The sequence below is a fragment of the Ursidibacter arcticus genome (genome assembly GCF_009761375.1).
Classification (GTDB): domain Bacteria; phylum Pseudomonadota; class Gammaproteobacteria; order Enterobacterales; family Pasteurellaceae; genus Ursidibacter; species Ursidibacter arcticus.
Map to the genome: position 1 here is coordinate 1 of NZ_LEKM01000184.1, position 18794 is coordinate 18794.

The 18794-nt window shown below is 38.7% G+C and carries 18 protein-coding genes; 9 read left to right on the forward strand and 9 right to left on the reverse strand.

Going from position 1 to position 18794, the window contains the following annotated elements:
- Positions 1-292: 292 nt before the first annotated feature.
- The 4 genes from rpsU to A1D25_RS08310 all read left to right on the forward strand — a co-directional run bounded on the left by rpsU (position 293) and on the right by A1D25_RS08310 (position 5477).
- On the forward strand, positions 293-508 hold the full coding sequence (gene rpsU / locus A1D25_RS08295; RefSeq protein ID WP_157395219.1) for a 30S ribosomal protein S21: 216 nt from the start codon (positions 293-295) through the stop codon (positions 506-508).
- A 146-nt stretch (positions 509-654) separates the two neighbouring features.
- Positions 655-2403, forward strand: a complete 1749-nt coding sequence (dnaG, locus tag A1D25_RS08300; protein WP_157395220.1) for a DNA primase — start codon at positions 655-657, stop codon at positions 2401-2403.
- Positions 2404-2507: 104 nt separating this feature from the next.
- On the forward strand, positions 2508-4376 hold the full coding sequence (gene rpoD / locus A1D25_RS08305; RefSeq protein ID WP_157395221.1) for an RNA polymerase sigma factor RpoD: 1869 nt from the start codon (positions 2508-2510) through the stop codon (positions 4374-4376).
- A gap of 93 nt (positions 4377-4469) precedes the next feature.
- A complete protein-coding gene (locus A1D25_RS08310) occupies positions 4470-5477 on the forward strand; it encodes a DUF3298 and DUF4163 domain-containing protein (RefSeq protein WP_157395222.1) in 1008 nt (335 codons plus the stop codon).
- Between the two features lie 71 nt (positions 5478-5548).
- Here A1D25_RS08310 and A1D25_RS08315 read toward each other — a convergent pair whose 3' ends face one another.
- The 4 genes from A1D25_RS08315 to dapE form a co-directional block, all read right to left on the reverse strand.
- Complete coding sequence (locus tag A1D25_RS08315; RefSeq protein ID WP_157395223.1) at positions 5549-6301, reverse strand: class I SAM-dependent methyltransferase; 753 nt, start codon at positions 6299-6301, stop codon at positions 5549-5551.
- A complete protein-coding gene (locus A1D25_RS08320) occupies positions 6298-6981 on the reverse strand; it encodes a M15 family metallopeptidase (protein ID WP_157395224.1) in 684 nt (227 codons plus the stop codon). The genes A1D25_RS08315 and A1D25_RS08320 overlap by 4 nt, the downstream gene beginning before the upstream one ends.
- Positions 6982-7049: 68 nt before the next feature.
- Positions 7050-8453 carry a cytochrome c peroxidase gene (locus A1D25_RS08325; RefSeq protein WP_157395225.1) on the reverse strand — a complete coding sequence of 468 codons (1404 nt, stop codon included), beginning with the start codon at positions 8451-8453 and terminating at the stop codon, positions 7050-7052.
- A gap of 2 nt (positions 8454-8455) precedes the next feature.
- The gene (gene dapE / locus A1D25_RS08330) at positions 8456-9589 is read right to left on the reverse strand and encodes a succinyl-diaminopimelate desuccinylase (RefSeq protein ID WP_157395226.1); all 1134 of its coding nucleotides are present in this window, start codon (positions 9587-9589) and stop codon (positions 8456-8458) included.
- A gap of 211 nt (positions 9590-9800) precedes the next feature.
- Here dapE and A1D25_RS08335 point away from each other — a divergent pair, with 211 nt between their 5' ends.
- Together A1D25_RS08335 and A1D25_RS08340 are read left to right on the forward strand one after the other, a co-directional pair.
- On the forward strand, positions 9801-10151 hold the full coding sequence (locus A1D25_RS08335; protein ID WP_157395227.1) for a type II toxin-antitoxin system RelE/ParE family toxin: 351 nt from the start codon (positions 9801-9803) through the stop codon (positions 10149-10151).
- Positions 10152-10155: 4 nt separating this feature from the next.
- Positions 10156-10464: an XRE family transcriptional regulator gene (locus A1D25_RS08340; RefSeq protein WP_157395228.1), complete on the forward strand. Its 309-nt coding sequence runs from the start codon at positions 10156-10158 to the stop codon at positions 10462-10464.
- 47 nt (positions 10465-10511) lie between these two features.
- Here A1D25_RS08340 and A1D25_RS08345 read toward each other — a convergent pair whose 3' ends face one another.
- The 5 genes from A1D25_RS08345 to rluC are packed head-to-tail and all read right to left on the reverse strand — an operon-like array spanning position 10512 to position 13458.
- Positions 10512-10859 carry an ArsC family reductase gene (locus tag A1D25_RS08345; RefSeq protein ID WP_157395229.1) on the reverse strand — a complete coding sequence of 116 codons (348 nt, stop codon included), beginning with the start codon at positions 10857-10859 and terminating at the stop codon, positions 10512-10514.
- Positions 10860-10890: 31 nt separating this feature from the next.
- On the reverse strand, positions 10891-11736 hold the full coding sequence (folP, locus tag A1D25_RS08350) for a dihydropteroate synthase (protein ID WP_157395230.1): 846 nt from the start codon (positions 11734-11736) through the stop codon (positions 10891-10893).
- Positions 11736-12038, reverse strand: a complete 303-nt coding sequence (locus tag A1D25_RS08355; protein WP_157395231.1) for a nucleotidyltransferase family protein — start codon at positions 12036-12038, stop codon at positions 11736-11738. Before A1D25_RS08355 ends, folP begins: the two co-directional genes overlap by 1 nt.
- Positions 12019-12456: a nucleotidyltransferase substrate binding protein gene (locus A1D25_RS08360; RefSeq protein WP_157395232.1), complete on the reverse strand. Its 438-nt coding sequence runs from the start codon at positions 12454-12456 to the stop codon at positions 12019-12021. Before A1D25_RS08360 ends, A1D25_RS08355 begins: the two co-directional genes overlap by 20 nt.
- 39 nt (positions 12457-12495) lie before the next feature.
- Positions 12496-13458: a 23S rRNA pseudouridine(955/2504/2580) synthase RluC gene (rluC, locus tag A1D25_RS08365; protein ID WP_157395233.1), complete on the reverse strand. Its 963-nt coding sequence runs from the start codon at positions 13456-13458 to the stop codon at positions 12496-12498.
- Positions 13459-13569: 111 nt separating this feature from the next.
- Here rluC and A1D25_RS08370 point away from each other — a divergent pair, with 111 nt between their 5' ends.
- From A1D25_RS08370 to A1D25_RS08380, 3 genes are all read left to right on the forward strand, one after another.
- Entirely contained in the window at positions 13570-14505 is a 936-nt protein-coding gene (locus A1D25_RS08370) for a mechanosensitive ion channel family protein (protein WP_157395234.1), read from the forward strand.
- A 366-nt stretch (positions 14506-14871) separates the two neighbouring features.
- A complete protein-coding gene (gene rne, locus A1D25_RS08375; RefSeq protein ID WP_205420597.1) occupies positions 14872-17766 on the forward strand; it encodes a ribonuclease E in 2895 nt (964 codons plus the stop codon).
- A 92-nt stretch (positions 17767-17858) separates the two neighbouring features.
- The gene (locus A1D25_RS08380) at positions 17859-18743 is read left to right on the forward strand and encodes a hypothetical protein (protein ID WP_157395235.1); all 885 of its coding nucleotides are present in this window, start codon (positions 17859-17861) and stop codon (positions 18741-18743) included.
- The last annotated feature ends 51 nt before the right edge of the window (positions 18744-18794 follow it).

Genomic DNA, 18794 nt, shown 5'->3' on the forward strand with positions numbered 1-18794 from the left:
GTCCGAATGAAAAAAGACTTTGTCAATAATCTGGTTAAATTACATTTAATCTTTGCAAATATAACTAGAGCCTTTATCTACTTTGAGATAAAGGCTCTTTTGTTGAGAAAAGAATAAGTTAAGTACAAAGAAAGTAAAAATTAGCCATAACTAATCCTTTACTTAAAGATTATGCTAGGGTAGAATGACGCACCTTTTTTAGTTCTATGCTGCTCACGATTACGACTAAAACAGACTAATCGAAATAGGTTGCAGCTTATTTTAAACATATATTTCCTTGAGGTGATGGCATATGCCAGTAATTAAAGTTCGTGAAAATGAATCATTTGACGTTGCATTACGTCGTTTCAAACGCTCTTGCGAAAAAGCAGGTATTTTAGCAGAAGTTCGTGCTCGTGAATTCTACGAAAAACCAGCTGCAGTGCGTAAACGTGAAAAATCTTCTTTAGCAAAACGTCACGCTAAACGTAATGCTCGTGAGAATGCTCGTAATACACGTTTATATTAATTAACGTTTTGACGTTATTCAAGAAACCGTGAAACCAGTTGGAATCACGGTTTCGGCATTTATAAAGATCCTATTTTATAAGCATTTATATTTTGCAAAATTTTTATAAAATCTGACCGCTTATTATTCTCTCGCAAGGATATTCAATGAAAGGCACAATTCCACGTTCATTTATTGATGATCTTATTGCTCGAACCGATATTGTTGAGCTTATCAACAGTCGTGTTAAATTGAAAAAGGCTGGGCGTGATTATCAAGCCTGTTGTCCATTTCATCACGAAAAATCCCCATCATTTACCGTTAGTCAATCAAAACAGTTTTATCACTGCTTTGGCTGTGGAGCTCACGGTAATGTGATCGGCTTTTTAATGGAATATGACAAACTTGAATTTCCTGAAGCGATAGAAGAACTTGCTGCATTACATGGGTTAGAAGTTCCGCGTGAAAATGTCTTAAATCGAGATGGAAAGCCACAAGCGAGTTTACAAACTAGACGTAATCTATACGAATTACTCAATGCGGTCGCCCAATTTTACCAACAACAGCTAAACCAAGACCAAGCCAGTCAAGCATATTTGGACTATCGCGGGTTATCTAGCGAAATTATTCAACGTTTTGAAATTGGATTTGCACCTAATGCAATGGATTCTGTCTTGCGTAAATTTGGGACAAATCAAGATGAAGTCCAGAAATTATTAGATACAGGAATGCTCTCTAAAAATGATCGTGGAAATGTTTACGACCGTTTTCGTAACCGAGTAATATTCCCGATTAGAGATAGACGTGGGCGAGTAATTGCATTTGGTGGGCGAGTGATGGGCGATGAAAAGCCAAAATATCTAAACTCTCCTGAATCTGCAACTTACCACAAGGGTAACGAACTCTACGGTTTATACCAAGCCTTGCAACATAATGAGAACCCCGATTTTCTATTTGTGGTAGAAGGCTATATGGATGTTGTTGCACTTGCTCAATATGGAATCAATAATGCGGTAGCTTCTTTGGGTACAGCGACTACGGGGGAGCAAATTCAACAGATGTTCCGTTGTACAGAGCAAGTGATTTGTTGCTACGATGGTGATAGAGCTGGTCGAGATGCGGCATGGCGAGCATTAGAAAATGCCCTACCTTATTTGCACGATGGTCGCCAGTTAAAATTTATTTTCTTACCTGATGGGGAGGATCCCGATACTTTTGTTCGTCAGCAAGGAAAAGAAGGGTTTGAAACCTATTTACAACAAGCACAAACATTAAGCGATTTTCTATTTGACTCGCTATTAGCAGAAGTGGATCTGTCAAGTAAAGAAGGTAAATCTAAACTTGCATCACTCGCTATCCCACTGATTAAGCGTATTCCTGGGCAAATGTTACAAGTCTATTTGCGTAATATGTTAGGGCAAAAATTAGGAATTTTAGATCCTGCTCAAATTGAGGCTTTACTGCCACAACAAATAAACAGCACGATGGTTAGCCCTAAAATGCCTAAAATTGAACGAACACCGATGCGTTTGTTAATTGGTTTATTATTACAAAACCCGTACCTAGTGAGCTTTGTTACCGAAGAAATTATTTTATTAGAGCAACTAAATGAAAAAGGAACTGCACTCTTTTTAGAGTTAGTGAATATTTGCCGGCAGCATACAGGAATGACAATGGGCGGATTACTTGAACATTTACGAGAAAGTGAACATTATCGCCCTCTTGAAATGCTAGCAAATTGGGATCATTTAGTTGCCCCTGATAATATTGAAGAAACGTTCAAAGAAACCTTACGATTTTTTTATAAAAAATTCGTGAACCAAGAAATTGAACGATTACAGGCTAAAGATCGTCAGTTTTCTTTAACATTAGAAGAAAAGCAGGCTCTGATTACTTTACTGTCTATGAAAAATTAAGCGGTTACTTACAGGGAATTTTTTACAAATCTACATATCAAGGGCAAAGAGTGGTATAATCCATCACTATTTTGTCCTCGTAAAACGCAAAAACGGATACAACTATGGAACAACAGTCTCAATTAGAAGAACAACAATCTCAGTTAGAACTGCTTATCGCTCAAGGGCGTGAGCAAGGCTATTTAACGTTATCAGAAGTTCACGACCATCTTCCTGAAGAGCTTGTCGATGCCGATCAAATCGAAGACATTATCCAAATGATCAACGATATGGGGATCAAGGTACTAGAAAGAGCCCCTGATGCCGATGATTTAATGTTAGCAGGTGCTATGCCAGATGAAGATGTCGTAGAAGAAGCCACAAAAGTGCTTTCTACTGTGGAGTCAGAATTAGGACGCACAACCGATCCTGTGCGTATGTATATGCGTGAAATGGGAACAGTTGAACTGCTAACTCGTGAAGGTGAGATTGATATTGCTAAACGTATTGAAGACGGTATCAATGCCGTTCAATGTGCAGTTGCAGAATATCCAGAAGCATTAAGCGAATTTATCGGACGTTATGTAGAAGTTGAAGCTGGCACAATGCGTCTATCTGATTTGGTTACCGCTTTTGTAGATCCAAATGCAGAAGAAAGTGTTGTTTTAGAAGAGATTGATGTCGATTTAGATGACGAAGAAAATTCAGAAACTGTTGCCGATGTTGATGATGAAAATGAAGAAGATGAAAGCGATGGTGGTTCTGATTCTGGTGATGATAATAGTATCGACCCTGAATTAGCACGCGAAAAATTCAATGCACTGCGTGAGCAACACGAAAAAGCATTACAAGCAATCCAAAAATATGGACGTTCAAGTAAACGCTCACGAGATCAAATTCAAGCCTTATCTGATATTTTCAGAGAATTCCGTTTAGTGCCAAAACAGTTCGACTTATTAGTTGAATTTATGCAAAAAATGATGAAACAAGTGCGTGCGGAAGAACGACAAATTCAACGTTATGCCGTTGAATATGCTCAAATGAAGAAAGCCGATTTCTTAAAAGCATTCCAAGGCAATGAAACATCAGATGAATGGATTGAAAAAGCAATCAATGCGAAAAAAGGTGCAGTGCCAAAACTTGCCGATTATGCAGAACAGATCCGCATTAACATTGTTAATCTACAAAAATTAGAAGAACGTTCAGGGCTAACGATTACTCAAATTCGTGAAATTGGCGGTCGTATTTCTGAAGGCGAATTAAAAGCTCGTAAAGCGAAAAAAGAGATGGTTGAAGCAAACTTACGTTTGGTTATTTCTATTGCCAAGAAATACACCAACCGTGGTTTACAGTTCCTTGACTTAATCCAAGAAGGGAATATCGGCTTAATGAAAGCGGTCGATAAATTTGAATATCGCCGTGGTTATAAATTCTCAACTTATGCAACGTGGTGGATTCGTCAAGCAATTACACGCTCGATTGCAGACCAAGCTCGTACAATCCGTATTCCAGTGCATATGATCGAAACAATCAATAAACTGAACCGAATTTCTCGTCAATGTTTACAAGAAATGGGGCGTGAAGCAACGCCAGAAGAACTTGCAGAAAAAATGGGAATGCCTGAAGATAAGATTCGTAAGGTATTAAAAATTGCTAAAGAGCCGATCTCAATGGAAACACCAGTCGGTGATGATGATGATTCACATTTAGGTGATTTTATTGAAGATAGCACGTTAGAATTACCATTAGATTCCGCAACAGCAGAAAGTTTGCGTATTGCAACTAATGAAGTGCTAGAAGGTCTAACACCGCGTGAGGCGAAAGTTCTGCGTATGCGTTTTGGTATTGATATGAATACCGACCATACTCTTGAAGAAGTGGGTAAACAGTTTGATGTAACTCGTGAGCGTATTCGTCAGATTGAAGCGAAAGCATTACGCAAACTGAGACACCCAAGCCGTTCAGAAACATTACGCAGTTTCTTAGACGATTAATTATTTTCCCTTGCCCTATTGGCAAGGGATTTTTTTATCTTTTGTAAAATAATTTCGGAAAGCAACCGCTTATATTTCATTAAGGAGAACATTATGAAAAAGTCATTAATCGCTATGCTTATTTCTTCGGTGTTAATACTAACCGCCTGTGAAGATACGAATCTTCCTCAAAAAGTATTTGAAGCAGAGAAAAAAATTGTTCAGCTAGAAACAGACTTCAAAAAATCACAAACCGATTTAACTGCGACAACAGAGGAACTAAATAAACTTAAAAGTGAATATGAAACACTGAAAGGTGAATATTTTACGGCTAAAACTGAATTAGATAAAAAATTAGATGGGTTTCCTGCATTACAAGTAGAAATTAACTCGATCTTTAATAAATCTGAAAGCGTTAAGCACCCGAAAGATCCAGCAGATGAATTCTATCGTGAAGAAACGGGCGTCAGTGTTTTTGCATCTTTGCCTACAACAAAAGTTGATTGGTTAGAGCAGCTCCTTTTAAAAGAAGCGTTTAAATATGTACAGGCAGAAAATGAAACTGTACCCACAGAGCTTACGCAAGAAATCATTAAAGAGCGTTTAGAAAAAAATTACAATGAATTAGTTGCAGAAGCGAAAGCGGATAGACCGATTGGCTTAAGTTATAGCCTTGAAAGTAGTTATCTTGGGCAACGTAACCATATTGCTACATTTACAATGGTTCAACATACTTATATGGGCGGAGCTCACGGAATGTATTTTACTCGTTACATCAATGTGGATGCTAACAAAAAAGCGGTTATTCAAGTAGATGACCTGATCTCACCGAAAAATCAGGCTCAAGTTAAAGAGCTGTTATGGCAAAACTATCGTAATGATCGCTTGAATGAGCAAGGACAATATGATGGTTATGCTAAAAAAGAAGATATTGAGATTTCAGAAAACTTCTATTTTGCACCAGAAGGGATCTATTTTGTATATGCACCTTACCATTTAGGACCTTTTGCGGAAGGCGAAGTCGAGATCTTGCTAGATTGGTATTCTGCGAATAAACTGATCAACAGCTCTTACCAACGCACAGAAAAAGATGGCTATGGTTTGAACCCAAACGAAATGTAATTAGGCTATAAGTATTACAAGCGGTTGGATTTGCAAAGAAATTTACAAATCCAACCGCTTACTTTTTATATTTAATGATTTGCGAGATGTGATAAATAAACATCAAAACGATGATTCTTCGTTTCTTGGCTAAAGTCAGGTTTTTGCTCAGCAATGAAAGGAGCATAGTCTGGTCGTTTAACCACAACACGTTTACGAGCTAATTGTTTCGCTGGAGAGAAAAAATCATCGGAGTCTAAGTCTGCCCCCACTAAATGTTGGAAAACCCGCATCTCTTTTTTAACTAATGCACTTTTTTGTTTGTGAGGATACATTGGGTCAAGATAAACTACATCAGCATAATCCTGGTTAGGATTTAGCTCACAAATAGAGCGAGCAGTAGAAAGTTTCATTCGTTGCTGCATAAATTGTCCTATCTCAGCATCAAGGTAAGCTCGCTCTAATCCATCTTCAAGTAAAGCACACACAATCGGGTTACGCTCCACTAAAGTTACTTGGCAACCAACACAGGCTAACACAAAGGCATCTCGCCCTAGCCCTGCAGTTGCATCAATGACTGTTGGTAGATAATCGCCTTTAATACCAACGGCTTTAGCAACGGCTTCACCACGCCCGCCCCCAAATTTTCGGCGGTGTGCGAGAGTGCCATCAACAAAATTGACTGCAATCGCACCTAATTTAGGCTCATCTAATTTGCGTAGCTCTAAACGTTCATTGGTGAGTACCAAGGCTAAGATAGCATTTTTGTCGTGAACAAGTTGCCATTTGTCGCAAATAGATTGAAATTTGCTGTGATAATCGCTTTCGTTAATTAGTTGGATCATAAAATAAAATGTTCAAAGAGTTCATCAATATGAGCGTTCAAGCAATCTTTTCCTGCAACATTTTCATTTTGCCACGCTTGTTGTAAAATTTGTGGTGAAACTAACCGCTCGTAGTGGTCAGCAAGCGGAAAGTAGCTGATATGCCAAGGCTCTAGCCCGATTTTCTTATCTTCTCTATCCATAAACGGAAAATAAAAACCAAATTGCTCTGCATTAGCAAAGAGCCAATTAGCCAAGCGTTGAAAATATCCCCCTGTTTGATATTCCCAAGGCTCTAGTTGCAATTTTTGCCCTTGTGGTAATAAATCAGGGTCGAAAATATCAATTTCTGTTCCCCAATGATGACGACTTGCCCCAGGAATTGCCGACCAACGTAAAATAGCCTGACATTTTTGCCAATCATTGAGTGAACTTAGATCAATCGCATTACCATCATCATCGTGGACTTTACGCTCGCCATTAAATTTTGCATTCCAAATTTGTTGTTGTCGTTCAAAATCACGAAAGGTACTAGCAGGTTGCAAATTAAACCCTACATTTTTTGCTGCCTGCTGTAATTGTATAAAGGCAGTAGCAACATCTGCTTGCAAGTAATGGTTTGGGGATAATTCATTTACCAAGGGAATAAGATGTTCTCTTGTTTTTCCTGTGAGTAAATGGGGTAGGTTATGACTATTCATTGCTAATTTAATAAAAAACTCGGTATTTGTTATTCTACCGAGTTTTAGTCGATTAGGAAAATAAAAGGCTATTTGTTTTCGAGGCTTAATTTTTTCCCTTGGTATTCACCAGTAAGTGATTTGAGAAATTCGACGATTTCATTTAATTCTGTGTCAGTAAGCTGTTTACCACTTTGATAAACTGCCATTATTCTCACAGCATCTTTTAGATCCGTAATAGTTCCATCATGCATATAAGGTGCAGTTAGCTCAATATTGCGTAATGTAGGTACTTTAAAACGGTGCATATCATAAGGGTCTTGTGTTTGGACAAATCGCCCTTCATCTGCTTCAGTTATTTCTGTACCACGATCTTTAAAATAGTCTCTATAAAGCCCCATATACTCATAGGAGCGTCCGCCCATTGCGATCCCAGTATGGCAAGTATCACATTTTGCTGATTTAAAATGAGCATAGCCACGCTTTTGGACTTCTGTTAAGGCATTCTCATCTCCTTTTAAATACTTATCAAAGGCACTGTTTGGTGTGATTAAAGTCTTCTCAAACTCGGCTATTGCGTGGGTTAATGTATCACGATTAAAAGCAGGGTAAACGGAAAGGAACTCTTTCATAAAAGCTTCATCTTTCTCAAATTTAGCCAAAATTTCTTCCCAATTTTTTGAGCCCATTTCAACAGGGTTCAGTGGAGGGGCTCCTGCTTGGTCGGCAAGTGTTGCAGATCTTCCATCCCAAAATTGAACAAAATTAAAGGCAGAATTATAAACGGTTGGAGCATTGATACTTCCTTCCTGATTATCAATACCAATAGAAAAAGGCAGACCATCAACACCGCCTTTAGCTAATTGGTGGCAAGTGTGACATTGAATTGTTCCGTCCCCTGATAAACGCCCATCGTGATAAAGTAAATCACCTAATTTCACTTGAGCTGGGTTAGTTTTAAGTTTATCAGGAATAGGCTGAATAGAACGTGTGACATCAACTCCTTCGGTATTCTGTGGAATAAAAAGTTCTCTACGTTGTTGGTAAATCCAATCGAGTAAGACTTTTTGTTCGGTAGGATTTAACTTTGCCCACCAATGAAGATGAACAAAGGCTGGTACAGGCATCGTATTATGTCGAATGGTGTATTCTAGTTTGGCTAAATCCGCTTCAGATAATTGAGTTGGATCTTGCATACCATTTAATAAGTGATCTAAACGAAAAAAACGGTTAGCGGATAAAATCCCCTGTTCCATTGATTCCTTAATAAAAGGAAGTTGGGTATAAATAGGTAATTCAGCAGAAGGAAGATGACAGTACTGGCAGCTATTATCAAAAAAAACTTTAGCAACTTTCTTCTCTGTTGGGGAAAGCTGCGTCATTTGAGATAGTAGCTTCTCTGCTTGACGTTTGTCGAAAAGGTAGGCATAGCCTACCAGTGATAAGAATGTGGCTATCCCTAGCAATATTGTTACAATAAGTCGATTTTTCATTATTAGCTTTGGACTAAAACATCTTCAAGAATTGCATAATAAACTTCACCGCAAGTTGCTAAATCGTCTATATCAACGCATTCATTCACTTTATGAATCGTGGCGTTTAATGGACCAAATTCAATGACTTCAGCCCCCATTGGTGCGATAAAACGAGCATCAGAAGTACCGCCACCCGTATCAAGACGCGGTGTGATTTGAGTCATTTTTTGCAATACTTTCACTGCTGTGTCTACAAGTTTTCCTTTAGCAGTTAAAAAAGGCTTGCCTGATAAATGCCAACTAATACGATATTTTAAGCCATATTTTTCAAGCATTTCGGCTACCTTTTGCTTAATCAAGTCATCATTTACTTCAGTACAATAGCGTAAGTTAAACTGCACGAACAACTCACCGGGGATAACGTTATTGCTTCCTGTTCCTGCCTTTATATTAGCAATCTGTAAACTGGTTGGTGGGAAGAATTCGTTACCTTGATCCCATTGATAGTGAGTTAGTTCAGCTAAGAATGGTAAGGCTTTATGCACAGGATTTTCTGCAAGATGGGGATATGCAACGTGTCCTTGAATGCCTTCAATATAGAGATCCGCAGTGATAGACCCTCTACGACCGTTTTTAATCACATCACCTAATTGCTTGCTACTTGATGGTTCGCCAACAACGCAGTAATGGATAGGCTCTTGGCGTTGCACTAGCGTTTCCACCACTTTTACTGTACCGTCTTTAGCCGATGTTTCTTCATCAGATGTAATAAGTAAAGCGACTTTGCCTTTATGGTTCGGATTATTTCTTACAAAAGTTTCTGCTGCAACAACCATTGCCGCCAGTGAGCCTTTCATATCTGCTGCACCGCGCCCATAAAGCATATTATCGACAATACGCCCCTCAAAAGGTGGGGAGAGCCACTGTTTCTCATCACCAACAGGAACGACATCAGTATGACCAGCAAAAGCAAAACATTGCCCTTCACCGTGAGTTGCCCATAAATTTAAAGTGTCGCCAAAAGGCAGCCATTCCAATTTAAATCCGACAGCTTGCAAACGTTCTGCAATGAGTTGCTGGCAACCTTGATCATCAGGGCTAATAGATGGACGTTGAATTAGCGCTTGAGCTAAGTTAATAATTTGGTTTTTCATATTCTCTATCGAAATCATAAGGTCAATGAATAGAGTTTAACATAGTGAGCGGTTTTAGGAAAAATAAGTTAATGATGTGGATATATTATTTTTCGATCGAGATCGATAATAAAAATGCTCAATATGTGCTGAATGAATGATTTCATTTATGCTGGAGTAATGATTTCTTGAAATTTTATTTTATAGGATTATTATTCCATAGGTGTAATATATGAATTGTGAAGTTGAATATACTGATGAGTTTGAGTTATGGTGGGATACTCTTAATACTGAAGAGCAAATAGCTGTAACTGCTTCAGTAACTTTGTTAGAACGATTGGGGATAAATTTGAAATACCCATATAGTAGCCAAATTATTGGTTCTAAATATCGTTTGAGAGAGTTAAGAATTCAGCATAAAGGTAAGCCTTATCGGATATTATATACTTTTGATCCAAGACGAAACGCTATTTTGTTAATTGCAGGAAATAAAGCGAGTAAAAAACGCTGGTATGAAACTAATGTCCCTATTGCGGAGCGTTTATATGAAAAACATCTTCAACAAATAGAGAAGGAGATCTAAATTTATGGCTAAAAAATTTTCAGCATTAAGAGAATCAATGCCAAAAGATGCACAGCGACAAGCATTTGAGCAAACAGAAGAAATGCTTGAAACAATGCTATTGCAAGAGCTACGCCAAGCGAGAGGATTATCACAAAAAGAAATGGCAGAACGCTTAAATGTAAAGCAACCTGCAATTGCTCGTTTAGAAAAACGAACTGATATGTATCTTTCAACGTTGCGTAGCCATATTGAAGCAATGGGCGGAACATTAGATGTTATTGCACACTTTAATGATACCAGTGTGAAAATTCGCAATCTGACGGAATTGTAACGTCTCACTTAAATGAAAGAGCTACACAAGCAGCTCTTTCTCGGATATTACTTACCAAAAGCCTGTTTATATTCTGTTTCATTAAAACCAATTAACGCAACATTCTCGGCTAAAACGATAGGGCGTTTAATCAGTGTGGGTTGTTCATTAAGTACTTTTAACGCTAGCTCTTTACTTAAATTATTTTTAATCTCATCATCTAGCCCACGCCAAGTTGTACTGCGTTTATTGACTAGATTTTCCCAACCAAATTTATCTGCCATTTGCTCCAACCAATTTGCATCTAAACCATCAACTCGATAATCGTGTAGCTGTGGAGATAAACCATTATCTGCTAACCATTTAATTGCTTTTTTGACGGTATCGCAGTTTTTAATACCATAGACTTTTGTCATTTTTAATCCTTTTATACTACTAATATGAAGTTTAATTTACGTCCACCATCGCCTGCCAAATCTTTAACGCATCGGCAGTTTCGGCAACATCGTGAACGCGGACAATTTTAGCTCCATTCTGTATGGCTAATAATGCACCTGCGACACTGCCGATTGTGCGTTGTTCAACAGGTTTGTTCAGCACATTACCAATCATTGATTTGCGAGATAATCCAGCTAATACAGGGTAACCAGACTGCACAAAAGCATTGAGATGTTTGAGTAGTTGATAATTATGCTGTACGGTTTTGCCAAAGCCAAAACCAACATCTAAAATAATATGCTCTTTGGGAATACCTGCGGTTAAACAAGCAAAAATACGTTGGTTGAGAAAGTCGGCAACTTCTTCAATAACATCATCATATTCAGGATTGTGTTGCATATTTTGTGGAGTGCCTTGCATATGCATTAGACAAACAGGTAAACCTAATTGTGCAGCGGTTTCTAGTGCATTAGGTTCTTGTAAAGCACGAATATCATTTAAAATATCTGCCCCAGCTTTTGCTGCTTGGCGGAAAACTTCTGCTTTGGAGCTATCTACGGAAATTAAGCAATCAAAACGTTGGCGAACGGCTTCTACAAGGGGAACAACACGTTCTAACTCATCAGCTAAATCAACAATAGGTGCATTGGGGCGAGTGGATTCTCCGCCAATATCAATAATATCAGCCCCATCATTTAGCATCTTTTCAACTTGATAGAGTGCTTTATCCAGTGTGAAAAACTTACCAGAGTCAGAAAATGAATCAGGGGTAAAATTCAAAATCCCCATAATCTTTGGAGCAGTAAGATCTAACAAGCGGTTAGATCCTTGTTGGTTTTTGTAAGAAATTTTCATTATTGAATCACAATATAACGTTGTTGAATATTCTGTTTAAATGAGTCAGGTAGCATTTCCCAACGATGTAAATCGATCAACATAGGTAACAAACTTTCTTGTAATGCTGTTTGTAACGTTAAAAATTGTTCGGTATTACAGTGGTGAATCACTAAATCTAAATCGCTACCAGAATGCCCATCATCATTTACTCTGCTACCATAAGCCCAAACTTCGCAAGTAGGGGCATTCTCTTGCAGAATATGCTGTAAAAGAGCAAGATATTTAGGCGACAATGCTAGCTTATTCAGTGGTTGTTCCATTAAATATATCCTGCATTCTTTGGGCTAAATTGCGTAAATCGACTAAATAATTTGGTAAAATAGTTAGTGTTTTTTCAGCAAAGGCTTCACCATAATCGTGGGCGGTATTATTGCGAGTCGCTCGGTAAGCCAACCATCTTTCAATTTCTTCTTCAGTGAGTAATGAGTGTTTTCCTGCGTGGCGGAATAGGTCATTAAAAATAAGTTGATCAACTGATTTCGGATTACCTGTATAAAGTTTTAAGGTCTTACGCAATAGTTTCCCTGTTGTTTCAAGCGATAATTCAAAACTTTTTATGGCTGCATTACGAAAAAGATCGTACAGCACCGTATCTTCACTTGGTGTTTGTGTTAAGCGAAGAATGGCTGCTTCTAGTGTATCTGCCGTATGTAAAAGATGATCAACATTGAGAGTCATTTGTTATCCTTTTGCAAAATATACTTGCTATCCCACCGCTTATTTATCGCTTCTTAACTTGGCTAGAACTGATTTTAGTTGCTTATCCAATGGAGCGGTAATCACCATCTCTTCACCTGTTTTGGGGTGCTCAAAACGGATCGCATAAGCGTGAAGGAATAAGCGATTTAGCCCAACAGTTTGCATTTTCTGATCAAATTCACGATCACCATATTTATCATCTAAGGCAATGGGGTGTCCTGCATATTGGGTATGCACACGAATTTGATGAGTTCTTCCTGTTACTGGAGATGCTTTTACGAGTGTTGCGCTCGGGTAACGTTCTTCAATCACAAAACGTGTTTCAGATGGTTTGCCTTCTTCGCTAACTCGCACAATTCGCTCACCACTAGAAAGCTCATTTTTTAATAATGGAGCTTTAATCACTTTAACGTGAGATTGCCACTGACCACGCACAAGAGCAAGATAATCTTTTTGTACGACTTTTTCTCGTAGCTGCTCGTGTAAATTACGCAAGGCAGAACGTTTTTTTGCTACAAGCAAAATGCCAGAAGTATCTCGGTCAATACGATGCACTAGTTCTAAAAAACGAGCTTCAGGGCGTAATGCTCGTAATGCTTCGATGACCCCAAAACTTAAACCACTACCACCGTGCACAGCAATCCCTGATGGTTTGTTGATGATAAGCATCACTTCATCTTCATATAAGATCTGCTGTTCTAATTCAGCAACTTTATTTAATTTGGTTGAAATTGGTGTTTCATTTTTTTCAGCGACTCGCACAGGTGGAACACGCACAATATCTTCGGTTTGTAATTTATATTCAGGTTTAATTCGCCCTTTATTCACACGTACCTCACCTTTACGCACAATACGATAAATTAAACTTTTCGGTACGCCTTTTAATTTAGCCAGTAAGAAATTATCCAGACGTTGTCCAGCTTCATCTTCACTAATGGTAAAAAATTGCACGGTGGCACTAATGATTTTTTCTGTTGTCATTGTTATTACTTATAAAACAAAATTGCGTAAATCCTACCACAAATTTACCCTTTGCGGACAAACGGATTATGCTAGAATTTCATTTTATTTATACGAATATAAGGAGTGAGAATGACAACACAAGCAGATACCGCAACTAATAGCGGTGTGGTAGAGGCTGTACAAAACTTAAATGTTAAAGAGGCCACAAAAGTGATTAAAGAAGTTGGTTCAATGGATTTCCAAATGATCTTAGAACAATGGATTATTCCATACGGCACTAAAATTTTACTTGCGATTGTGATTTATATTGTAGGTAAATTCCTTGCAAGAGTATTAAGTCGAGTATTAGGACGCATTGTGCTTGCCTCAAGTAAAGATGAAATGCTACAAAGTTTTGTATCATCAATGAGTTATTTCTTATTTTTACTCATTGTAGTCATCGCCTCTCTTTCACAGCTTGGTATCAATACAAGCTCTCTAGTTGCTTTAATCGGTGCAGCTGGTTTAGCAATTGGTTTAGCCTTACAAAATTCACTGCAAAATTTTGCGGCGGGAGTAATGATTTTAATCTTCAAACCTTTTAAAAAAGGGGATTTTATTGAAGCCGCAGGTACTAGTGGAAAAGTTGAGCAAATGGGCTTACTAGTGCTTGAATTGCGTACTGGCGATAACAAAACGGTATTAGTACCGAATGGTAAGGTCTTTGCGGATAGTATTACTAACTATTCCCGTAATGAAACTCGCCGTATTGATATGATTTTTGATATTAGCTACGATGCTGATATTGAAAAAGCGAAGTCAATTATTGCCCAAGTCTTATTTGATGATGAGCGAGTACTTAATCACCCTGAACCGACCATTGCGGTAGGAAATTTAGCTTCAAATAGTGTCCAGCTGTTTGTACGCCCTTGGGTTCAAACCTCACAATATGCCAGCACTCAATTTGATTTGCTTGAAAAAGTGAAAATAGAATTTGATAAAGCGAATATCTCAATTCCATATAATCAGTTAGATCTTCACTTTCCCGACCAAAGTACATTAACCTTGGGTAAACCAAAATCATAATCAGCGGATAAAGCGGTTTGATAAGCGGAATTTTTTACAAGTTCCGCTTTTTATTTATCAAAAATTCCCACTGTTTTACCTTTCTATTTTCTGCGTTAAATGCCATAATGACACGTTTTTCTTTCTATACGGATTGCTCGGCAATTTTACAAAAAATAGAGAAGAAAACACCGCTTGTTATCTTAATTAAACAAGCATAACTGATTGATTATGCAGTCAAAATTTTGAGTGTAAGACATAAAAAATATCATCATAGGCACAGCTTGTCTCATATTACATTATTAAGACAATCGGGAGATTGCCACTATCGGCTTAGTGCGACAAAGACAAGTGTGTTACAACATAAAACAATAATGAGAAAACACAATGAAAAGAATGTTAATCAATGCAACTCAAAAAGAAGAGTTGCGAGTTGCTCTTGTTGATGGGCAACGTTTATTCGATCTGGATATCGAAAGCCCAGGGCACGAACAGAAAAAAGCCAATATTTACAAAGGTAAAATCACCCGAGTAGAGCCTAGTCTTGAAGCTGCTTTTGTTGATTATGGTGCAGAGCGTCACGGTTTCTTACCGTTAAAAGAAATTTCACGCGAATATTTCCCTGAAGGTTATGTTTTCCAAGGTCGCCCAAGTATCAAAGACATTATCCAAGAAGGGCAAGAAGTGATTGTCCAAGTGGGTAAAGAAGAGCGTGGTAATAAAGGTGCGGCACTCACTACTTTCATCTCATTAGCGGGTAGTTACTTGGTGTTAATGCCAAACAATCCGAGAGCTGGTGGGATTTCTCGCCGCATTGAAGGCGATGAACGTTTAGAGCTGAAAGAAGCATTAGACAGCTTAACAGTTCCTGATGATGTAGGTTTAATTGTTCGTACTGCAGGAGTTGGGAAATCACCAGAAGAACTTCAATGGGACTTAAAAGTACTTCTTCATCATTGGGAAGCGATTAAAAAAGCGGCGGAATCTCGTCCTGCACCATTCTTAATTCACCAAGAAAGCGATGTGATTGTGCGTGCAATTCGTGATTATCTGCGTCGTGATATTGGTGAAATTTTAATTGATAACAAAAAAGTTTTTGAGAAAGCAAAAAATCATATCCGTTTAGTGCGTCCTGATTTTATCAATCGTGTACGCCTATACGAAGGTGAAGTACCGCTATTTAGCCATTATCAAATTGAATCACAAATTGAATCAGCCTTCCAACGTGAAGTGCGTTTACCTTCTGGTGGCTCAATTGTTATTGATGTTACTGAAGCCTTAACGGCAATTGATATTAACTCATCACGAGCAACTCGTGGTGGTGATATTGAAGAAACAGCATTAAATACTAATTTGGAAGCTGCCGATGAAATTGCTCGCCAACTGCGTTTGCGTGACTTGGGGGGCTTAATTGTCATTGATTTTATTGATATGACCCCAGTTCGTCATCAACGTGAAGTAGAAAATCGTATTCGTGAAGCAACACGTCAAGATCGTGCAAGAATTCAATTCGGACGTATTTCTCGTTTTGGCTTATTAGAGATGTCTCGTCAGCGTTTAAGCCCATCATTGAGTGAAGCTTCATCACACGTTTGCCCACGTTGTCAAGGCACTGGAAAAATCCGTGATAATGAATCGATTGCCTTATCTATTCTTCGTTTAGTGGAAGAAGAAGCGATTAAAGAGAATTCCGTACAGGTACACACCATTGTTCCAGTTGAAATTGCATCTTACCTACTGAACGAAAAACGTAAAGCCATTAGTGATATTGAGAAACGCCATAGCGTTCAAGTAATTGTTGTACCAACAGAAAGTATGCAAACACCACATTTCAGCGTGTATCGTTTGCGTGAAAATGAAGTTGTTCCAACATTGAGCTATGATTTAGCGAAACGTTATCAAGAACGTGAAGATAATAGCTGTGAAACACATCATCATTCTGAAGATGCGTTAGTTAGCCGTAATGAACCTGTATTAACAGTGGAGTCAGTATTACAAAGTACAGAGTTAAATCTTCAACCTGCTCCAACGCCAACAGAGCCAGCAAAACCATCATTGATTAGCCGTTTATTAGCGACAATTAAAGGTTGGTTTAGCGAAGCACCGAAAGAGCCAGAGAAGAAAACAAAAGGTAAAACCCGTAATTCAAGAGATCGCCGTCAGCAACGCCGTGAGCGTCCTGCTCGTAATGAGCGACAAGAGCGTAAAGCACCACAAGAAGAAGTGAAATCAACGGAGTCGAAAAAACGTCGCGAAGTTGTGGAAGAAGTGGTTGCTGTTCAAGAAAAAGATCGTGATATCAAAGTGGCTGAACGTCGCCAACGTCGTGATTTACGCAAAAAAGTACGAGTTGAAACTGTGGCTGACAATACGCAAGAAACAGCAAACGTTGAAACTACAAAAGCAGAAGTGCCAACCAATGATGTGAAAGCAACAAAAGTGGCTAGCGTTCAGCAATTTGTTGAGTCAAAAGTAGATAATGTTGAACCTGTCATTACAACAGCTGAAACAGAAGAACGCAGTGAAGGAAGAGAGGCTCGTCAGCGTCGTTTACCACGTCATCTACGAGTGGGCAACCAGCGTCGTCGTGAACGTAAAGACGAAGTTAAAGCTCCAATGCCATTGACTTCTGCTGTTGCCTCACCTGAATTTGCAAGCGGTAAGATTTGGGTAAAAGTTTGCGAAACTGCAAAACAGGAAGAAAAACCAGCATTCTTGTCTGTTGATGAAATGTTGCAACAACAAGAGCAAAGTGTTCCATCCGTAGTTGAAAGTAGTACTCCTTTTGGTACTGTTGTTACTCAAGAAACAGATCGTGATTTGGTAAAAGAACATCATCAGTCTAAAGTGACGATCGCGAACGAAAATATAGCACAAGAGAAAACGATTACCACTATTGAGCCATTTGGTTTAGTGGTTTCTCAACCGACAAATCGTGATCTTGTGAAAGAAAATCACGAACGCCGCCATATTGAGTTAGGTGAAAGCGAGAAGATTCAATCAAATGCTGATGTGGTGAATGTGGAGCAAACGGAGCAGGTGATTGGAATTTACCAAAGCAATTATCAATTTGAGGGTAAATTAGGTACATTTTCCCGAGTGAGCCATACTAAAGCAGATACGGCGATTGCTGCATCTTCTGATGAACAATCTGAACCATTCCCAATTACCGAGTGGCAAGGCTCTAAATACTATTTCTACGGAAAAGGATTTGGTGGGCATAGCAGTGCAGTAAGTCACGTTTATTCAGCATCAAGAACAACAAATTCGGTGCAAGAGTAATCAAATGATGATAAATAGAGAGCCATTGTGAACTTTTTCCAATAATAGCTCTCTAAATACATCGTTTAACCCCTCAATTTAAGGAATTGATTATGAAAAAATCATTATTAGCATTATTAGTATTAGGTTCAACTTTAACTTTAGCAGCTTGTGACCAAGCGAAAGAGAAAGCAGCGGAAGTTAAACAGGCAACAGAAACTAAAGTAGAGCAAGCAAAAACAGCTGTTGTTGAAGCTAAAGATGCGGTGGCAGATAAAGCAACTGAAATGAAAGATGCGGCGGCAGCAAAAGTAGAAGAAGCGAAAGCAGCGGTTGTTGAAGCTAAAGATGCGGCAGCAGACAAAGCAGCAGAAATGAAAGATGCAGCGACAGCAAAAGTAGAAGAAGCGAAAGCAGCGGTTGTTGAAGCTAAAGATGCGGCAGCAGATAAAGCAACTGAAATGAAAGATGCAGCGGCAGTAAAAGCAGAAGAAGCCAAAGCAAGCGTTGCTGAAGCTAAAGATGCGGTAGCAGATAAAGCAGCAGAAATGAAAGATGCAGCGGTAGCAAAAGCAGAAGAAGCCAAAGCAAGCGTTGCTGAAGCTAAAGATGCGGTAGCAGATAAAGCAGCAGAAATGAAAGATGTAGCGGCAGTAAAAGCAGAAGAGGCGAAAGCCGCTATGACTGAAGCTAAAGATGCAGCAGCAGATAAAGCAACTGAAATGAAAGACACAGCGGCAGCAAAAGCAGAAGAAGCGAAAGCCGCTATGACTGAAGCTAAAGATGCGGCAGCAGATAAAGCAGCAGAAATGAAAGATGCAGCGGCAGCAAAAGTAGAAGAAGCGAAAGCAACTATGGTTGAAGCTAAAGAGGCGGCTGTAACTAAAATGGAAGAAGCTAAAGATGCAATGAAAAATGCAGTCTCTGAAGCAAAAGAAGCGATGAAAGCTGTCGGTGAAAAAGTGGAAGAAATGAAATCTTCAACGGAAACCAAATAATTTTAGTTTATATTTAGGCGCAGTTTCTGTGCCTCAGACTGATGACAAACC

Bases quoted from the DNA above. Each gene is read 5' to 3' on its own strand.
- rpsU (WP_157395219.1), top strand. From the start codon at position 293: ATGCCAGTAATTAAAGTTCGTGAAAATGAATCATTTGACGTTGCATTA.
- dnaG (WP_157395220.1), top strand. From the start codon at position 655: ATGAAAGGCACAATTCCACGTTCATTTATTGATGATCTTATTGCTCGA.
- rpoD (WP_157395221.1), top strand. From the start codon at position 2,508: ATGGAACAACAGTCTCAATTAGAAGAACAACAATCTCAGTTAGAACTG.
- A1D25_RS08310 (WP_157395222.1), top strand. From the start codon at position 4,470: ATGAAAAAGTCATTAATCGCTATGCTTATTTCTTCGGTGTTAATACTA.
- A1D25_RS08315 (WP_157395223.1), bottom strand. From the start codon at position 6,301: ATGATCCAACTAATTAACGAAAGCGATTATCACAGCAAATTTCAATCT.
- A1D25_RS08320 (WP_157395224.1), bottom strand. From the start codon at position 6,981: ATGAATAGTCATAACCTACCCCATTTACTCACAGGAAAAACAAGAGAA.
- A1D25_RS08325 (WP_157395225.1), bottom strand. From the start codon at position 8,453: ATGAAAAATCGACTTATTGTAACAATATTGCTAGGGATAGCCACATTC.
- dapE (WP_157395226.1), bottom strand. From the start codon at position 9,589: ATGAAAAACCAAATTATTAACTTAGCTCAAGCGCTAATTCAACGTCCA.
- A1D25_RS08335 (WP_157395227.1), top strand. From the start codon at position 9,801: ATGAATTGTGAAGTTGAATATACTGATGAGTTTGAGTTATGGTGGGAT.
- A1D25_RS08340 (WP_157395228.1), top strand. From the start codon at position 10,156: ATGGCTAAAAAATTTTCAGCATTAAGAGAATCAATGCCAAAAGATGCA.
- A1D25_RS08345 (WP_157395229.1), bottom strand. From the start codon at position 10,859: ATGACAAAAGTCTATGGTATTAAAAACTGCGATACCGTCAAAAAAGCA.
- folP (WP_157395230.1), bottom strand. From the start codon at position 11,736: ATGAAAATTTCTTACAAAAACCAACAAGGATCTAACCGCTTGTTAGAT.
- A1D25_RS08355 (WP_157395231.1), bottom strand. From the start codon at position 12,038: ATGGAACAACCACTGAATAAGCTAGCATTGTCGCCTAAATATCTTGCT.
- A1D25_RS08360 (WP_157395232.1), bottom strand. From the start codon at position 12,456: ATGACTCTCAATGTTGATCATCTTTTACATACGGCAGATACACTAGAA.
- rluC (WP_157395233.1), bottom strand. From the start codon at position 13,458: ATGACAACAGAAAAAATCATTAGTGCCACCGTGCAATTTTTTACCATT.
- A1D25_RS08370 (WP_157395234.1), top strand. From the start codon at position 13,570: ATGACAACACAAGCAGATACCGCAACTAATAGCGGTGTGGTAGAGGCT.
- rne (WP_205420597.1), top strand. From the start codon at position 14,872: ATGAAAAGAATGTTAATCAATGCAACTCAAAAAGAAGAGTTGCGAGTT.
- A1D25_RS08380 (WP_157395235.1), top strand. From the start codon at position 17,859: ATGAAAAAATCATTATTAGCATTATTAGTATTAGGTTCAACTTTAACT.